The 16,973-nt window shown below is 66.7% G+C and carries 16 protein-coding genes and 1 tRNA gene; 5 read left to right on the forward strand and 12 right to left on the reverse strand.

What is annotated here, in order from left to right; translation table 11 throughout:
- Positions 1–55 precede the first annotated feature (55 nt).
- Positions 56–778 (reverse strand): DUF4136 domain-containing protein, encoded by a 723-nt coding sequence (locus AB4120_RS21675; RefSeq protein ID WP_149136449.1) that lies wholly within the window; start codon positions 776–778, stop codon positions 56–58.
- 185 nt (positions 779–963) lie between these two features.
- On the opposite strand from AB4120_RS21675, the gene pepN reads away from it, so the two are divergent.
- On the forward strand, positions 964–3,675 hold the full coding sequence (pepN, locus tag AB4120_RS21680) for an aminopeptidase N (RefSeq protein ID WP_149136450.1): 2,712 nt from the start codon (positions 964–966) through the stop codon (positions 3,673–3,675).
- A 95-nt stretch (positions 3,676–3,770) separates the two neighbouring features.
- Positions 3,771–4,787 (forward strand): class 1 fructose-bisphosphatase, encoded by a 1,017-nt coding sequence (locus AB4120_RS21685; RefSeq protein ID WP_149136451.1) that lies wholly within the window; start codon positions 3,771–3,773, stop codon positions 4,785–4,787.
- Between the two features lie 69 nt (positions 4,788–4,856).
- Here the strand turns inward: AB4120_RS21685 and AB4120_RS21690 are convergent, their stop codons facing one another.
- The 7 genes from AB4120_RS21690 to AB4120_RS21720 all read right to left on the reverse strand — a co-directional run bounded on the left by AB4120_RS21690 (position 4,857) and on the right by AB4120_RS21720 (position 10,979).
- Complete coding sequence (locus AB4120_RS21690) at positions 4,857–5,810, reverse strand: aldose 1-epimerase (protein ID WP_187645082.1); 954 nt, start codon at positions 5,808–5,810, stop codon at positions 4,857–4,859.
- Positions 5,783–7,066 carry a TRAP transporter large permease gene (locus AB4120_RS21695; protein ID WP_092292289.1) on the reverse strand — a complete coding sequence of 428 codons (1,284 nt, stop codon included), beginning with the start codon at positions 7,064–7,066 and terminating at the stop codon, positions 5,783–5,785. Before AB4120_RS21695 ends, AB4120_RS21690 begins: the two co-directional genes overlap by 28 nt.
- Positions 7,057–7,506 carry a TRAP transporter small permease gene (locus AB4120_RS21700; protein WP_262389662.1) on the reverse strand — a complete coding sequence of 150 codons (450 nt, stop codon included), beginning with the start codon at positions 7,504–7,506 and terminating at the stop codon, positions 7,057–7,059. The genes AB4120_RS21695 and AB4120_RS21700 overlap by 10 nt, the downstream gene beginning before the upstream one ends.
- Before the next feature lie 142 nt (positions 7,507–7,648).
- Positions 7,649–8,608: a TRAP transporter substrate-binding protein gene (locus tag AB4120_RS21705; RefSeq protein ID WP_441642821.1), complete on the reverse strand. Its 960-nt coding sequence runs from the start codon at positions 8,606–8,608 to the stop codon at positions 7,649–7,651.
- A gap of 149 nt (positions 8,609–8,757) precedes the next feature.
- A complete protein-coding gene (locus AB4120_RS21710; RefSeq protein ID WP_149137568.1) occupies positions 8,758–9,615 on the reverse strand; it encodes an SMP-30/gluconolactonase/LRE family protein in 858 nt (285 codons plus the stop codon).
- A 43-nt stretch (positions 9,616–9,658) separates the two neighbouring features.
- Positions 9,659–10,495, reverse strand: a complete 837-nt coding sequence (locus tag AB4120_RS21715; RefSeq protein WP_149136453.1) for an NAD-dependent epimerase/dehydratase family protein — start codon at positions 10,493–10,495, stop codon at positions 9,659–9,661.
- 151 nt (positions 10,496–10,646) lie between these two features.
- Positions 10,647–10,979: a hypothetical protein gene (locus AB4120_RS21720; RefSeq protein ID WP_149136454.1), complete on the reverse strand. Its 333-nt coding sequence runs from the start codon at positions 10,977–10,979 to the stop codon at positions 10,647–10,649.
- A gap of 199 nt (positions 10,980–11,178) precedes the next feature.
- Between AB4120_RS21720 and AB4120_RS21725 the strand changes: the two genes are divergently transcribed.
- Entirely contained in the window at positions 11,179–12,246 is a 1,068-nt protein-coding gene (locus AB4120_RS21725; protein ID WP_149136455.1) for a porin, read from the forward strand.
- Between the two features lie 179 nt (positions 12,247–12,425).
- Positions 12,426–12,501, forward strand: a tRNA-Thr gene (locus AB4120_RS21730).
- A gap of 115 nt (positions 12,502–12,616) precedes the next feature.
- Here the strand turns inward: AB4120_RS21730 and AB4120_RS21735 are convergent.
- From AB4120_RS21735 to AB4120_RS21750, 4 genes are all read right to left on the reverse strand, one after another.
- Positions 12,617–12,901 carry a HigA family addiction module antitoxin gene (locus tag AB4120_RS21735; RefSeq protein ID WP_313818701.1) on the reverse strand — a complete coding sequence of 95 codons (285 nt, stop codon included), beginning with the start codon at positions 12,899–12,901 and terminating at the stop codon, positions 12,617–12,619.
- A 19-nt stretch (positions 12,902–12,920) separates the two neighbouring features.
- Positions 12,921–13,199: a type II toxin-antitoxin system RelE/ParE family toxin gene (locus AB4120_RS21740; RefSeq protein WP_144201665.1), complete on the reverse strand. Its 279-nt coding sequence runs from the start codon at positions 13,197–13,199 to the stop codon at positions 12,921–12,923.
- Positions 13,200–13,597: 398 nt separating this feature from the next.
- Positions 13,598–14,044, reverse strand: a complete 447-nt coding sequence (locus AB4120_RS21745; protein WP_187645083.1) for a response regulator transcription factor — start codon at positions 14,042–14,044, stop codon at positions 13,598–13,600.
- 189 nt (positions 14,045–14,233) lie between these two features.
- On the reverse strand, positions 14,234–15,847 hold the full coding sequence (locus AB4120_RS21750; RefSeq protein ID WP_149136456.1) for a DUF342 domain-containing protein: 1,614 nt from the start codon (positions 15,845–15,847) through the stop codon (positions 14,234–14,236).
- A 261-nt stretch (positions 15,848–16,108) separates the two neighbouring features.
- Between AB4120_RS21750 and AB4120_RS21755 the strand changes: the two genes are divergently transcribed.
- On the forward strand, positions 16,109–16,951 hold the full coding sequence (locus AB4120_RS21755) for a class I SAM-dependent methyltransferase (protein ID WP_149136457.1): 843 nt from the start codon (positions 16,109–16,111) through the stop codon (positions 16,949–16,951).
- Positions 16,952–16,973: the final 22 nt, after the last annotated feature.

A 16,973-nucleotide genomic window follows, 5' to 3' on the forward strand; every position in this document is an offset into this window, starting at 1 on the left:
CAATCGCCTTGTCTTATGGATGAACCAGCGGGCGTCCCATGCGCCGCGCCGGGGATTACTTCTTGTCCTTGTCGACTTCCAGCGTTACGCGCCGGGGCCGGCCGCTTTCCGACGGGAATTCGGTCAGCGCGCTGCGGATCATGTACGGCATCACGCCCGCCAGACTGCCACCCTCGGTGGTGTTGCGCGCGGTGATCTGGTACACGCGCTTGCCGCTCGCGGCGTCCTTGAAGAAGATGCGCAGGCTGGAGAACGTTACCGGCACGTCGCGCACCACGGTCTGCGGCGGCCAATAGCCGGGATAGCCCGGCCCCCAGCCCCACGGGCCATAGGGCCGGTAGTAGCCGCCGTACGGCCCCCAGTACGGTCCCCACGGGCCGTACCAGGGATCGGAATAATAGGTTTCGGCCACGCGCACCATGCCAGGCACGGCGCCGTAGTCCATGCTGACAAGGTAGCGTGCCTGGCCCGGCGGCATCTGCTCGAAGCCCACGCCGGCCAGCGCCTCGGCCAGCCACGCCAGGTAGGTCTCATATTCGAGTTGGGAATCCTGGGCCTGGAACTGCGGGGCCTGCTGGGCGGCGGGTTGCCCGGCCGGCGCAGCCGGCGCCTGCACTGGCGCCTGCATCGGCGCACGCTCGAAGGCGTAGGTGCGCGGCGCGTCGTTCTGCCACCCGGCCTGCCGGAAGGCGGTGACCTCGGTGGTCACCGTGCTGGCGCAGCCAGCCAGACCCAGCACCCCCAGCGCCCCAAGCGCCACCACGGCCCGTCGACCCATCCCTGCTACCAAATCCCACATCGCGATACCTCGTTCTTGTTCGTTCGCCCCACGTGACTTCAGACACGGGCGGTCTCCCGGAATTCCCCGCCGCCCTTGGCTACAATGGGGACTTCCGCGGACCCTTCCGCACCGCCACCCGCCGTGGCGGCCGCCCCCCGGTCACCCCGAAGACAGGATTCCCCATGCTGCGCACCGATACGCCCGTTACCGTCTATCGCAAGGACTATACTCCGCCCGCCTTCGCCATCGACCACGTCGATCTGGTGCTGGATCTGGATCCGCAACGCACCGTCGTCACCAGCACGCTGACCTTCCGGCGCGCGTCCGGCGCGGCCGGCGACGCCCCGCTGGTCATGGTGGGCGAGGCCCTGGATCTGCTCGGCGTGACCCTCGACGGCCAGCCGTTCACCAGCGCGAAGGAAGACGCCGGCACGCTCACGCTGACCGGCCTGCCGGCGCAGGGCACGCTCGCCATCACCACCGCCTGCAACCCGGCGGCGAATACCACGCTGTCGGGCCTCTATGTCTCCAACGGCAATTTCTTCACCCAGTGCGAAGCCGAAGGCTTCCGCCGCATCACCTATTTCCTCGATCGGCCCGACGTGATGGCGACCTACCGCGTCACGCTGCGCGCCGACCGCGCCGCCAGTCCGGTGCTGCTCTCCAACGGCAACCTGCTGTCCGAGCGCGCGCTGCCCGATGGCCGCCACGAAGCCGTCTGGGAAGACCCGTTCCGCAAGCCGTCCTACCTGTTCGCGCTGGTGGCCGGCAAGCTGGCCTGCGTGGAAGAGCGCATCACCAGCGCCTCGGGCAAGGAAAAGCTGCTGCAGGTCTGGGTGGAGCCGCAGGACCTCGACAAGACCCGCCACGCCATGGACTCCCTGATCCATGCCATCCGCTGGGACGAGCGCCGCTTCGGGCTGGAACTCGACCTTGACCGCTTCATGATCGTCGCCGTGAGCGACTTCAACATGGGGGCGATGGAGAACAAGGGCCTGAACATCTTCAATACGAAGTACGTGCTGGCCAATGCGCAGACGGCCACGGACGTGGACTTCGCCAATATCGAATCTGTGGTGGGGCACGAGTACTTCCACAACTGGACCGGCAACCGCGTGACCTGCCGCGACTGGTTCCAGCTCTCGCTCAAGGAAGGGCTGACGGTGTTCCGCGACCAGGAGTTCTCGGCGGACATGATGGGCTCCGAGTCCGGCCGCGCGGTGAAGCGGATCGAGGACGTGCGCGTGCTGCGCCAGGTGCAGTTCCCCGAGGATGCCGGCCCGATGGCCCACCCGGTGCGCCCGGACAGCTACGAGGAGATCAACAACTTCTACACCGTCACGGTCTACGAGAAAGGCGCCGAAGTCGTGCGGATGTACCAGACCCTGCTGGGCCGCGACGGCTTCCGCAAGGGCATGGACCTGTACTTCCAGCGCCATGACGGCCAGGCCGTGGCCTGCGACGACTTCCGCGCCGCCATGGCCGACGCCAACGGCCGCGACCTGACCCAGTTCGGGCTCTGGTACAGCCAGGCAGGCACGCCGGTGGTCAGCGTGAAGACCGCGTGGGACGGCGCCGCCGGCACGCTGGCGCTGACGCTGGCCCAGCGCTGCCCGAAGGTCGGCATCGAGACCCGTGCGGGCACGCCCGAAAAGCAGCCGTTCCACATCCCGTTCGCGGTGGGCCTGATCGGTGCCGATGGCGCCGACCTGCCGCTGCACCTGGAAGGCGAGTCCGCCGGGGACGCCACCCAGCGTGGCACCACCCGCGTGCTCGACTTCACGCAGGCCGAGCAGACCTTCCGCTTCACGGGGCTGCCGCGCGGCGACAAGGCCCCCCTGCCGTCGCTGCTGCGCGACTTCTCCGCGCCGGTCATCGTCGACTATGAGTACTCCGATGCCGAACTGACCTTCCTGCTGGCCCACGACAGCGACGCGTTCAACCGCTGGGAAGCCGGCCAGCGCCTGGCCACGCGCGCGCTGCTGAAACTGGTGGGCGAGGTGCAGGCCGGCCGGGAACTGAAGCTCGACCCTGCGCTGGTGGCTGCCTTCCGCGCCGTGTTGACGGACGGCTCGCTGAGCCCGGCGTTCCGCGAGCAGGCGCTGATGCTGCCTGCCGAAGCCTATCTGGCCGAGCGCATGGGCGTGGCCGACCCGGCCGCGATCCACCGCGCCCGCCTGTTCATGCGCGAGGGCCTGGCCAGCGCGCTGCAGCGCGAATGGCTGGCCGCATATGAAGCCAACGCCACTCCGGGCGCGTACAGCCCCGACGCGGACGCGATGGCCCGCCGCGCGCTGCGCAACCTGGCGCTCGGCTATCTGGCCGACAGCGGCGACGCCGCCATGCAGGCGCTGGCCGATAGCCACTACCAGCAGGCCGATAACATGACCGACCGCGCCGCGGCGCTCTCGGCGCTCGTCAACAGTTTCGCGCCGGGCCGCGAGCACGCGCTGGCGGACTTCTACCAGCGCTTCGAGCAGGACGCGCTGGTCATCGACAAGTGGTTCTCGCTCCAGGGCATGCAGCGCGGCGACGTGGGCCCGCACGCCGGCAAGCGCACCATCGACACCGTGCGCGCGCTGATGGCCCACCCCGCCTTCAACCTGCGCAACCCAAACCGGGCGCGCTCGCTGATCTTCAGCTTCTGCTCGGGCAATCCGGCGCAGTTCCACGCCGAGGACGGCTCCGGCTACGAATTCTGGGCCGATCAGGTGCTGGCGCTGGACGCCATCAACCCGCAGGTGGCCGCCCGGCTGGCGCGGGTGATGGATCGCTGGCAGAAATACGCGCTGCCGCTGCGGGACCGCATGCGCGCCGCGCTGGAGCGCGTGGCGGCGTGCCAGACGCTCTCGCGGGACGTACGGGAGATCGTCGGCAAGTCGCTGGCTGCCTGACCCCGCCGGCTGAGGACGGAGCGGCAACCATTCGTAAAACTGCGATGTCTGTAGCGGCAGACATGTAGAATTGCGGCCATCGAAGGAGAACCCACATGACACGCATCAGCCTCACCCGCTATCTGGTCGAGGAGCAGCGCAAGCACAACACGATCCAGCCGGAGCTCCGGCTGCTGATCGAGGTGGTGGCGCGCGCCTGCAAGGCCATTTCCAACGCCGTGAGCAAGGGCGCCCTCGCGGGCGTACTCGGCTCGGCCGGCACCGGCAATGTGCAGGGCGAGACCCAGCAGAAGCTGGACGTCATCGCCAACGAAGTGCTGCTGGACGCCAACGAGTGGGGCGGCCACCTGGCCGCGATGGCCTCGGAGGAAATGGACTCGTTCTACGAGATCCCGAACCGCTACCCGAAGGGTGAGTACCTGCTGCTGTTCGATCCGCTCGACGGCTCGTCGAATATCGACGTGAATGTGTCGATCGGCACGATCTTCTCGGTGCTGCACATGCCCAAGCCGGGCCAGACCGTGACCGAGCACGACTTCCTGCAGCCGGGCACGCACCAGGTGGCAGCCGGCTATGCCGTGTACGGCCCGCAGACCACGCTGGTGCTGACCGTGGGCAACGGCGTGCACATGTTCACGCTGGACCGCGAGGCCGGCAGCTTCGTGCTGACCCAGTCGGACGTGCAGATTCCGGAAGACACCAAGGAATTTGCCATCAATATGTCGAACATGCGTCACTGGGCCCCACCCGTGCGCGAATACATCGACGAATGCCTGGCCGGCGAGGAAGGCCCGCGCGGCAAGAACTTCAACATGCGCTGGGTGGCGTCGATGGTGGCCGATGTGCACCGCATCCTGACCCGCGGCGGCGTGTTCATGTATCCGTGGGACAAGCGCGAGCCGGAGAAGCCGGGCAAGCTGCGCCTGATGTACGAGGCCAACCCGATGGCGTTCCTGGTCGAACAGGCCGGCGGTGCGGCCACCAACGGCCACGACCGCATCCTGGACGTGCAGCCGACCCAGCTGCACCAGCGCGTGTCGGTGGTGCTCGGCTCCAGGAACGAGGTGGATCGCATCACGCGCTACCACCGGGAAGCCGAAGGCAAGGCGTAAGCCAGTCTCTCTCTATATATATAGGGGGATGCAGGACAAGACAGGGCGCTCCGGCGCCCTGTTTGCATGTCAGCGCGGCACCTCGATGTGCCACTGCATGCGGAACGTGACCGACTCCCCGGGCGCCAGCGCGCGCAGGCCGGTGCCCTCCCAGCCCCGCGCGCACAGGTTGACGGCGTCCGCCACGTGGGAGACCGGCTCCAGGCAAACGAAGTCGCACCCGCCTGGCGCGTGGAGGATCAGGTGTTCGAGCGGCTCGGCGGCGCGCAGGGTCAGCGTGGCGCCGTCCGTGCGCCGCAGCGTGGCCTGGCGCTTCCAGCCGCTGTAGTAGACAGAGAGGTCCGCATCGGGCAGATGGCGCTCGCGCAGGAAGGCTTCGCGCCGTCCGATGGCCGCGCGGCCCGTGGCCAACCCGCCGCCGTCCGCCGGCCAGACATGCGCCGCGTCGAATTGGATGCGCAGGCCGGGTGGCCGGGCAAAGAACGGATGGAAGCCGCCACCCACGGGCATCGGCGCATCCCCCACGTTACGGATTTCGAGCGCGGCGGCGAGGCCCTCCTCGCCCAGCACCAGCGACTGCCGCGCCAGCACGGCCCAGGGCCAGTCGATGCCGGGCGGATGCTGGAGCGCCAGCGTGATTGCATTTTCCTGAGATTCCACCACCTGCCAGGGGCGGACGTGCCCGAAGCCATGCATCGCGTGCGGCTGGCCCGGATGCGGCGGCAACTGGACCTCGCGCCCCTGCCAGCGGAACCGGCCATCGCGGATGCGGTTCGAGTACGGCAGCAGCGGATAGCTGCCGGCCTTGGGCCAGGCGCGGCTCTCGAAGCCGTCGCGCAGCGCCTCGTCCGGCATCGGCGCGAGCCAGTCGATGGCGCTGCCATCGGCACGCGTGGTGGTCAGCGCGGCCATGCGGCCACCGGCGGCGGGCGCCACGGTCAGAACGTGGGCGCCCGCGCGCACGGTGTGTAGTGCGCCGGGGGTCAGCCAGCCGCTCACTTCAGCAGCAGGTCCGGCAGCCACATCGAGAACGCCGGCACGTAGGTGACCATCAACAGGGCCGCCAGCAACGCCCCGTAGAACGGCCAGATCGTCTTCATCACCTGCCCCACCGACACCCCGCCGATGGCGCAGCCGACGAACTGCGTCGTGCCCACGGGCGGTGTGTTCAGCCCCAGCGCGCAGTTGATCAGCATCATCATGCCGAACTGCACCGGCCCCATGCCGAAGTGCTGGCAGATCGGCAGGAAGATCGGCGTGCAGATCAGGATGGTCGCGGCCATGTCCAGGAAGGTGCCGAGGATGAACAGCATTACGTTCACCATCAGGAAGATCATCCACGGACTGGTGGACAGCGAACTGAGGAACTGCCCGGTCAGCTCGGCCACGCCATAGAGGCTGATCAGGTAGCCGAAGGTGCCGGAAATGCCGATCAGCAGCAGCACCACGCCGGTGGTCTTGACCGCCTTGGCCGCGGCCTTGACGAACTGCTCGCGCGTCAGCGAGCGGTACACCAGCACGGTCAGCGCCAGCGCGTAGAGCACCGCCACCGCCGCCGACTCCGTCGCCGTGAACACGCCGGACAGGATGCCCACCAGGATCAGCACCACCACGAACAGCCCCGGCAGCGCCGCCGCCAGCGAATGGCCGACGATGTCCCAGCCCGGGAACTTGCCCGCCGGATAGCCCCGGCTGCGCGCCACGAAGTACGCGGCGGCCAGGTTGCAGATCGTCAGGATCAGCGCCGGCAGCACACCGGCCAGGATCAGCGCGGCAATCGACACCTTCCCACCCGCGGCCAGCGTGTAGATGATCATGTTGTGGCTGGTCGGCATCAGCGCGCCCACCAGCGCCGCGTGCGTGGTCACGTTGACCGCGTAGTCGGCGTGGTAACCCTCGCGCTTCATCATCGGGATCATCACCGCGCCCATGGCCGACACATCGGCCACCGGCGAGCCGGAAACCCCGCCGAACAGCGTGCACGCCAGCACGTTCGACATGCCCAGCCCGCCGCGCACATGGCCGGCCATCGACTTGGCGAAGTTGACGATGCGGTCCGCAATGCCGCCGTACAGCATCAGCTCGCCGGCGAAGATGAAGAACGGGATGGCCAGGAACGAGAACGCGTTCATGCCCGAGGTCATCTGCTGGAACACCACGGCCAGCGGCAGGCCCTCGTACAGGATGGTGATGACCGCCGACAGGCCGATCGAGAACGCCACCGGCACGCCAAGGACCAGCAGCCCGAAGAAGCTGATGGAGAGAATGATCAGTGCCATGCCGGCTCCACTTCCGTGCCTTTCAGCACCGCAATGATGTGTTCGATCGAAAACAGCACGATCAGCGCGCCGGCGATTACCGGCGGCAGGTAGCGCCAGCCCTCGGAGATGCCGAGCGTGGGCAGCTTGTAGTCCGCCACGGACAGCGCCAGCAGCGCGCAGTTGTAGGCCATGACCGCGCCGAAGGTGCCAACCAGCACGTGGATCAGCAACTCGATCCTGGTTCGGATGCGCTCGGGCAGCATCACCAGCAGGGACTCCAGGCCGATGTGGCCGGCGTCGCGCACGCCCACCGCCGTGCCGAGCATCGTCACGTAGAGCACGAGCAGCATGGCGATGGTTTCGGCCCAGGTGGGGGTGTCGTTGAGCACGTAGCGGCCGAACACCTGCGTGAGCACGGCAATGACCAGCAGCACGAGCCCGGTCACGCCCAGCGCCATGCAGGCGCGGGCCAGCGTGGCGCAGAAGCGGGTGTAGAGACTGCCAGCAGGGCTGGAGACAGGGGCCGGAGCGGGCCCCGGCGCGCCGTCCACCGGCGCGGCCGGGGTGGGAGAAGACGAAAGCATGATGGCGCCCTTACCCTTACTTCGTATCCTGCGCGCGGCGCACGAGGTCCTTCATCTGGGCGCTGGTGATGAAGCGGTCGTAGACGGGCTTCATCGCGGCCTGGAACGAGGTCTTGTCGACGCTGATGATCTGCACGCCGGCGGCCTCCACCATCTTGCGCGACTTCTGCTCGCGCTCGTCCCACAGCTTGCGCATGTACGGCACCGAGTCCTTGGCGGCCTGGCGGATCATCGCCTGGTCGTCCTTGGACATGCGGTCCCACATCACCTTCGAGAACAGCAGCATCTCGGGCGCCATCGAGTGCTCGGTCAGCGAGTAGTACTTGGCGACCTCGAACTGGCGCGAGCTTTCGTAGCTGGGCCAGTTGTTCTCGGCGCCATCGACCAGGCCGGTCTTCAGCGCGGTGTAGACCTCGCCCCACGGCATCGGCGTGGCGTTGGCGTGCATCGCCTCCAGCAGCGAGACCCAGAGGTCCGACTGCTGCACGCGGATCTTCATGCCGCGGGCATCGGCCAGCGTGCGGATCGGGCGCTTGGTGGTGTACATCGAGCGCGAGCCACTGTCATACCAGGCCAGGCCGATGAACCCGTTCTTCTCGCACGACTTCAGGATGTCGTCGCCGATCGGGCCGTCCAGCACGTGGCGCATGTGGTCGGTGGAGCGGAACAGGAACGGCATCGTCGGGACGATGGTCGCCTCGCAGATGTTGTTCATGGCCGCCGAGTTCACGCGCACCATCGACAGCGCGCCGATCTTGGTCTGCTCGATCGCATCCTTCTCGCTGCCCAGCGAACCCTGCGCGAACACCTTGACCGTCAGCCGGCCATTGGAACGCTGCTTGAGCAACTCGCCCATGTGGCGCACGGCCAGCACGGTCGGGTAGTCCTCGGGGTGGATATCAGCCGAGCGCATGTCGGCGGCCTGCGCGGCCATCGGCATCGCCACGGTGGCAACGGTGGCAACGGCTGCGGCCATGGCCGCTATCAGGGCGCCCAGGCGGACGCGCGGGAGTCGGGTAGAAAACATGAAGTGCCTCCGGATTTGTAGTTTTTCGATCAAGACTTCAAGACTTGGGTGCTTGCGGGCAAGCGATACGGCAATTCGGCGATTCGGCGATTGGGGTGTCACGCGCGCAGCGTGGGCTCCTCGAGGCCGCGCACGCCCGGTTGCAGCGCGAACACCGCGCCCGAGAGCGGATCGGTGTCGTCGGTGCGGATCGACGTGACATAAAGGGTGTCCAGCCCGGCCCCGCCGAACGCGCACATCGCCGGCTTGGCCACGGGTACCGCCAGGGACCGATCGAGCCGGCCATCGGGCGTGAAACGGTGGACCTGGCCGGCGTCGTTGCCGCAGATCCAGTAGCCGCCATCGGCATCCACGGCGGCACCGTCGGGGCGGCCCGGGTAGCGGTTCATGTCGATAAACAGGCGCGGGTTGGACGGCGTGCCAGTGTTGGTGTCGTAGTCGTACGCCCACACGGCCTGCCGCGCGGGGTGCGAATCGGACAGATACATCGTGCGACCATCGGGGCTGAAGGCGAGCCCGTTGGGGGTGATCAATCCGTCACGCATGACATCCAGCGCGCCGGTGGCCGGGTCATGGCGATAGAGCTTGCCGTCGGGCGCGGCCAGCGACATGTCCATGACCATCGTGCCGGCCCAGAAGCGGCCCTGGCGGTCGGCGCGGCCATCGTTGAAACGCATGCCGGCACGCGCATGCGCCACCGTGGCCACGCGTTGCAGCGGCGGCGTGGCCTGCCCCGGCACCAGCCGGGCCACGCGGAACAGTCCGGTTTCCATTGCCAGCAGCCAGCCGCCGTCCGGCGTCATCGCCATGCAGCCGGCCATCTCGGGCAGGCTCCAGTGGTCGGTCTGGCCGCTGGACGGGTCGTATCGCCACAGCGTGCGGCCGGGAATATCGGTCCAGTACAGCGCAACCTCGGCGGCATGCCAGACGGGGCTCTCGCCCACGCCGCAGCGCATATTGCCGATGCGTTCGACTTGAGAGATGGGGGCGCTCACGGCGTCAGTCCCCGAACGGACCGGCCTTGACGAAGGCGCCGCCCTGGTACCAGCCCGCCGCGTCGTCCGCCGGCAGCGGCGGTACCGATTCCACCTTGGCCCGGAACTGCTCCGACGACTCCACCGGCCGGAAACCAAGCCGCGCCGCCTTGCTGTTGTCCCACCAGCTATCGCGGTTGGCCGAGGCGCCGTAGACGATCGTGAAGCCCACTTCCGGCACGAAGACCGCGCGCTTGACCAGCTGCTCCAGGTCGTCGTAGCCGAGCCAGGTGACCAGCATGCGGCGGTCCTTCGCCTCCGGGAACGACGAGCCGATGCGCAGCGCCACGGTCTCGATGCCGTAGCGGTCGAAGTAGAAGCTGCCCAGTTGCTCGCCGAACGCCTTGCTCACGCCGTAATAGCCGTCCGGGCGCGGCGGCGAATCGGCGTCGAGCACCTCGCCCTGCTTGTAGAAGCCAATCACGTGATTGGAGCTGGCGAACACGATGCGCCGCACACCATGGCGCCGCGCCGCCTCGTAAAGGTGGTAGGTGCCCTGGATATTGGCCGGGAGGATCTCCTCGAACGGACGCTCCACCGACACGCCACCCAGATGGACGATGGCATCGACGCCCGCCACCAGCGCGTGGACAGCCTTGGCATCTGACAAATCGCAGGGCACGACTTCTTCCTGCGCACCCGCCGGGCCAAGGTCGGCGATATCGGAGATGCGCACCACGTCTGCGTAGCGCTTCAGGCGGTCACGCAGGACTTTGCCGAGGTTGCCGGCGGCGCCGGTCAGCAGGATGCGATGGCAACGGGTGACGACACCGTCGAGCGGATCTTTGGGTGCGAGAGACATAGGTTCGGGATGCGCTGGCGTGGCCCCGCCAAGGGCCTCGCGGGATAACTGGATAGGTTGATTGATCTGTCGTCATACAACGTGACTGGAATCTAATCGTCCGTCAACCTGCGGTCAAGGCGGTGCAACGTCAGTGAATTCCCTAGAAGTTTTAGTTTGCAGACAACTGAAACGAATTGGCGCGTATTGGTGTTTTGGGCAAATTTACCGCTTTGAAAACGGTTTCTTTTTGCAGTACGCCGCGCAGCCAATCGGCCGGAAACTGGCTTTGCACATGGATTGGCGCAAATCCATCGATGACACCCAGGCTTTCGTGCATCGTTCCTGCACCGACAAAGGCATCACGCCGGCGACGCCGAAATGTCTGGCCTCGGCCAGTCGTCCTGGCAAAACTGACACCCCGCTCTAGTGTTGCGTGCCGACTAATGTCTCGTCCTATGTCTTGCGGCGTTATTTTTCTGTAAGGTACGATGTCATAGGACATCTGATGACCTGAGTTGCCTTTCCCCAGCCCCGGCAATCAGCAGTCCCGGCGCCCTGGATTGCCAATCCAGGGCCGCCTTCACGCCACGCCGGTGCAGGTCAATGCCTGAGCCAAGGACGTCGCAGAAGTCCACAAAGAAAACCGGCACCGGCCATTCCGCAACAACAACCCATAACGAGCCAGGATGGAGACACAAACCATGAAGCGAGCCCTCGCGCCCTTCTTCACTACCGCAGCACTCGGCGCCGTAGCACTGGGCGTCATGGCGCCCGCCCACGCGCAATCCAATGTCACGCTGTACGGCATTGTCGACACCACGATCCGCTACACCTCGAACGAATCCGCCGCCGGCAACGGCAAGGTCCAGATGACCGACGGCGTGCTCACCGGCAGCCGTTGGGGCATGTACGGCCTGGAAGACCTGGGCCGCGGCTACCAGGCGCTGTTCGTGCTGGAATCGGGCTTCTCGCCCGACGCCGGCCAGAGCCTGCAAGGCAACCGCCTGTTCGGCCGCAAGGCATACGTCGGCCTGCAGGGCGACTTCGGCACGGTCACGCTGGGCCGCCAGTTCACCGTAATCCACGAAGTCATCGCCAGCTACGACGCGATGGCGCTGGCCAACCTCGCCATCGTCGGCTTCCAGGGCGGCAACTACACGGGTGGCGTGCGTCAGGACAACATGATCAAGTACTCGGGCCGCTTCGGCGGGTTCTCGATCGCGGCGCAGCACGCATTCGGCGAAGTGGCGGGCAGTTTCTCGACCTCGTCCTCCACGGGCGCCAGCGTGAGCTACGCTTCGGGCCCGTTCATGGTCGGCGGCGGCTACCAGATCATGCGCGACACGGCGGCGTACTACGGCGTGGCCGTGCCCGTGAGCGACCAGAAGGTCTGGACGCTGGGCGGCACCTACAAGGTCGGCGCGGCCACGGTCTACCTCGGCTACACCAACAGCAATGTCGACAACGCCGGCTACAAGAACCAGGCCGGCTACCTGGGCCTGCAATACGCGTTCACCAACGCGTGGTCCGTGATCGCACTCGGCACCTACGACCACCTGAAGCACGGCGACGATTCCGGCAACCGCTTCACCGGCGCCATGATGCTCGACTACGCATTCAGCAAGCGCACGGACGTGTACATCGAGGCCGATTACACGAACCTGACCGACGCCTGGCGCACCCTGGGCGGCCAGTCCACGTTCCAGACCCCGTTCTACGGCCACGGCAGCCGGGTTGGCGTGATGGCCGGCCTGCGCCACAAGTTCTGATGTGACGCCTGTGGCGCGTCGCCGGCTTTCCGCGTTGCTCCGGCGACGTTGCCACAGCAAGAATCGCGCAAAAAATCTGCACTGGGGTCTTGCCAAACCCAAAACTCACCGCTAAGATTGCGGGCTCAGTTCGATTGTTTCGCAAGCAACGCAAGGCGCTGGAAACACTCAACGGTGTTGCCGAAGTAGCTCAGTCGGTAGAGCAGCTCATTCGTAATGAGAAGGTCGGGGGTTCGATTCCTCTCTTCGGCACCAACAGCATTACCGGCGGCGCCAGTTTTACCGCGTCGCCTTCAAAAACCCGCACCGCGCAAGCGCTGCGGGTTTTTTCATGGGCGGCGCTTCATGGGCGGCGCACTTGGGGCGAAGCTCAGGTCGCGGGCTGGAGCGAGCGCACGCGCAGCTCGCTGCGGTACTGGTCCACCTGCCACAGGTCGTACGCGGCCTGATGCGCGAGCCAAGACTCGGCGCTCTTGCCGAACGCCAGTTCAAGCCGAACCGCCATCTCCGGCGTGACGCCAGCCCGGCCATTCACGATCTCGGAAACCGTCTTCCGCGAAACATCGAGCGCCGCGGCGGTATCGGTAATCGTCAGCCGCAGCGGCTCGAGCCAAAGCTCCGCAAGCAACTCGCCCGGATGCGGTGGATTGTGCATGCGCATGGCGCCCCTCTCACTAGTGATAGTCAATGTAGTTGACGATGTGCGCGTCCCCGTTCTCGAACCGGAAGGTCACCCGCCAGTTCGCCTGCACCGTCACGGCCCAAAGCTCCGCGCGATCGCCCTTGAGCGCGTGCAGTCGCAAGCCGGGCGCATCCATATCGCGCGCGGAGCCTGCCTCGTCCAGCAGCGCCAGGATCAGCCGCAACCGCTTGACGTGCATCGCGGGAATCGCCGCCGTGCTGCCTGTGGTGAAGAAGCGTTCGAGACCCTTGTGCGCAAATGAGCGAATCATGGTGAGACGGCAATCGTCGGCGGATAGTGTAACCCTTAGGGTTACACAACGCAATCAGCCAATCGTGCTTTCCATCGAAATAGGGAAGGCCGATTCTAGGACCGCCCGCACACGCGCAACCGCCCTCCCCGCAAAATCAGATTCCTCTCAATCACCACGTTCTCCAAGTTCGCCACCCACCAAAAAGAAAAGCCAACCGCTTGCGCAGGTTGGCTTTCCTGATTCCAGTGCCTCGTGATCCGGTTCCGCGTAACGCCTTCGCAGTGTGCTGGACCGCGTCTTCATTCGCTGCCCGGAACTAGCTGTCGCGGATCCTGCGGCACCCCAGGACACCCTTCCAGCTTAGTGCAGATTTCCCGCGACGGCGGGTGTCCTTCAGCGGGCGTCATTCGGCGTGCTCAGCGCGCAGCCGGGGCGAGCAGGGCCCGGGGCGGATGCAGCGGCTGCCAGGCGTCCGAGCGGGGTGCCGGCTGCGGCAGGGCGCCCGCGCTGCCCAGCAGGTGCTGGATAGCCGCCTCCAGCCGTTCGATGGAAGCCGATTTCGGGGCCTGCTCCACCACCCCGCAGACCCGCAGCGACGACGGCACGTGCAGCCAGACGTTGTCGGAGAGCAGCAGGATGCGCGCCTGCGGCATCCTGCGATGCAGCCGGCGCAGCAGCCCCCAGTTGTCTGTGGTCTCGCTAGACATGCCGTATACCACCAGCACCCGTTCGTCGGTCACGGGCAGCGTCCCGATGGACTCGGGGTCGGTGCTGCGGATGAGGCCGATGTCCGGCAGGTGTTCCAGCATCCGCAGGATGCCGATCCGCACCAGTGGCTGGCTGTCGATGATGATCGCGCGCATGGCTGTCTCCCCGTTGGTCTTGCCGGGGAGCCATCCGCAAAGGCCGTGCCAAAGGAAGACTGGGCCGTCGATCGGCCCGCAAACCCTTGCTGGACAAGGGAAGCCCGCCGCCGGACATGCCGGCCGGAGGGACGCGCCAATGTTACGGCGGCCGTAACGTCGACCCAACCCGCCGTAACACGGCCCCGCTCAGGTCACCGAGATCCGGTCGTCCACCACACGTACCTGGCCGCCGGTCTTGTCCTCCATCACCTTGAGGATCTTGTGGCCCACCTGCATCGTCACGCCGCCATGAATGCGCCGCCCCACGGCGATCACCGCCTCGTCCGACGGTTTCATCTGCTCGGCCAGCTTGGCGATCTCGGCGTCCAGCTCGAACAGGTCGCGGTTGATCTTGTACATCGTCGCGCGCGCTTTCTCGCGGATGTCGCCGACGGCGCGCTCTGGATGTTTCGCGAAAAACGCGGCCAGCTGCTGGAGCTTGGCCTGCTCCTCCAGGATCTTGCGCCGTTGCTCCTCCAGCTCCGCTTTCTGCTGGTCGGCAAACGGATTGAGGCCCACCTGCACGGTCGTGGCCGTGCCCGCCGGCGCGCCGAGCATGGCCGTGCTGACGCTGGCCAGCGCGCGGGTGCGGCCGCCGCTGATGCTGCCCTGGCCGGTCGGGCTGCCTACTGTGACGCGCTCGCCCGCCGAGACGTCGCTCTGGCGGATGCCGCTCTCCACGACCACCTCGGTGGCCGCCTCGACAATCGCATTCTGGATATAGCGCGCATGCACCGCGCCCTTGCTGCGCACGCTCGCAATTTCGCCAGAATCGGCGCCGTGCGCGGTCTCGGCCTTGCCGATGATGCCGCCCTTGACGATCACGTCGCCGCCGGCCTCCACGTGCGCCGCCTCGATCGTGCCGCTGACCACCACGTCGCCGGTCACGCGCACCGACATGCCGGTGCGAATGTCGCCCGACACGCGCAGCGAGCCATCGAACGTGACATTTCCCGAATGCAGGTCCACCGCCTCCACGTCCACCACCGGGCTCACGATCACGCCGCTCGGCAGCACGCGCGGCGATCCGGCGATCACGGCCAGCAGCAGCAGCGGGTCGTTGGGGTCGATGGCCACGCCGGTCAGGTCCGCCGCGAACGGCGTGTCGACCATCGGCTCGGCCGGAATCGGCTTGCCCAGGATGTCCATGCCGTCCTGGCCGGCCTTTGCCGGGGTGCGGCGCATCAGTGCCGTGCCGGGGTTCACCAGCAGCAGGCTACCCAGGTCGCGCAGGTCGAAGCGGTCATCCTCGCTCTCGGTCTGCGCGGGCTTGCGCGGCTGCACCAGACTGTCGAAGCGTGCCGCCTGGCCCTGCACCGGCGCCACGCCGCGCGCGATTTCACGTCCCTCGCAGCTGCCGGCCTCCAGCGCCACTTCGATGGCCGCCTTGTCGAGCAGCGCCACCACCCCCATCAAGGTCGCCGCGGCGGCAATGTCCTCGATATCGATCGCCCGGCCGCCCTCGGGCGGCATCAGTGTCAGCAGCAGGGACAGCTTGTCAGCGGCAATTTCGAGTTCGAAGGCCCCGTCGAGCAGGCTGCCGATCACGCCGTCGACCTCGCCGTCGGCTAGCTGGCACTGGGTCAGGAAGGCGTTCACCGCGCTCTGGTCGAGCCGCGCGCCGCGCCAGCCATGTTCCTCGAGGCTGGCTTCGAGGGTGGCGCGGTCAGGCGGCAGGCGTCCTGGTTCCGGTGTAAAGCACGCGCGTACGTGGTCCCCTGGCTGGCTCAGTTCCAGGCGTAGTCCGGCGTCGGTGGTCATGTGTCCCCGCTTCTGTGTGGCAGGCGATGGCAGTCCGGCCGGGCCGTGGCCCCGATCCTTCCGCAAGGATCACCGTTTGCTGCCGCCAACTCTGCTTGTCGTCGATCTTTGATCAACGGCAGCGGGTGGAGTGAACTTTAGCCCACAAAAGTGGGGTATCACTCGCGCTGAAAGCCCCGGAAATCGGGGGATGACGGGCCGGGCGGCGGGATTTCGGTAAACTGTCGCCCTCCGATGTCCCCGCCTCAGGTTTTGCCTTCCATGTCCAATAGTTACGAAGTCCGTCCCGGCCAGTCCATCGAGCTGCTCAAAGCACTCCACATCCTGACGCGCGACGGCAAGATGAACCAGGACAGCCGCCGCAAGCTCAAGCAGGTCTACCACCTGTTCCAGTTCATCGAGCCGTTGCTGCGCGAGGTGGCGGACGCGCGCGGCGCCGTCTCGCTGGTGGACCATGGCGCCGGCAAGTCCTATCTCGGCTTCATCCTCTATGACCTGTTCTTCAAGGATCTGCCCGAGGAACAAGGCAAGAACTCGCATATCTACGGCATCGAGACCCGTGAGGAACTGGTGAAAAGCTCGCAGGAACTGGCCGCGCGCGCGGGCTTCCCGGGCATGTCGTTCCTGAACCTGTCGGTAGCCGAATCCATCACCTCGCCCGCCCTGCCCGCCACGGTGGACGTGGTGACCGCGCTGCACGCGTGCAACACCGCCACCGACGACGCCATCCGCTTCGCCCTGGCCCGGCAAGCTCACCACATCGTGCTGGTGCCGTGCTGCCAGGCCGAAGTGGCCAGCGTGCTGCGCAAGCACAAGGGCCGCCTGCTGGCCGGCAATCCGCTCACGGAGATCTGGCGCCATCCGCTGCACACGCGCGAGTTCGGCAGCCAGGTGACCAATGTGCTGCGCTGCCTGCAGTTGGAGGCGCACGGCTACCAGGTCAACGTGACCGAACTGGTGGGCTGGGAACATTCGATGAAAAACGAGCTGATCATCGCCCAGTACAAGGACCTGCCGCGCAAGCGGGCAGCCGACCGGCTCCAGAACGTGCTGGAGACGCTGGGACTCGAGGAGATGGGCGAGCGGTTCTTCACCGCGCCCTGACGACGCCGCCCGGGAAGCCCTG

The organism is Cupriavidus sp. 2KB_3, from assembly GCF_052115685.1.
Lineage (GTDB): Bacteria > Pseudomonadota > Gammaproteobacteria > Burkholderiales > Burkholderiaceae > Cupriavidus > Cupriavidus campinensis.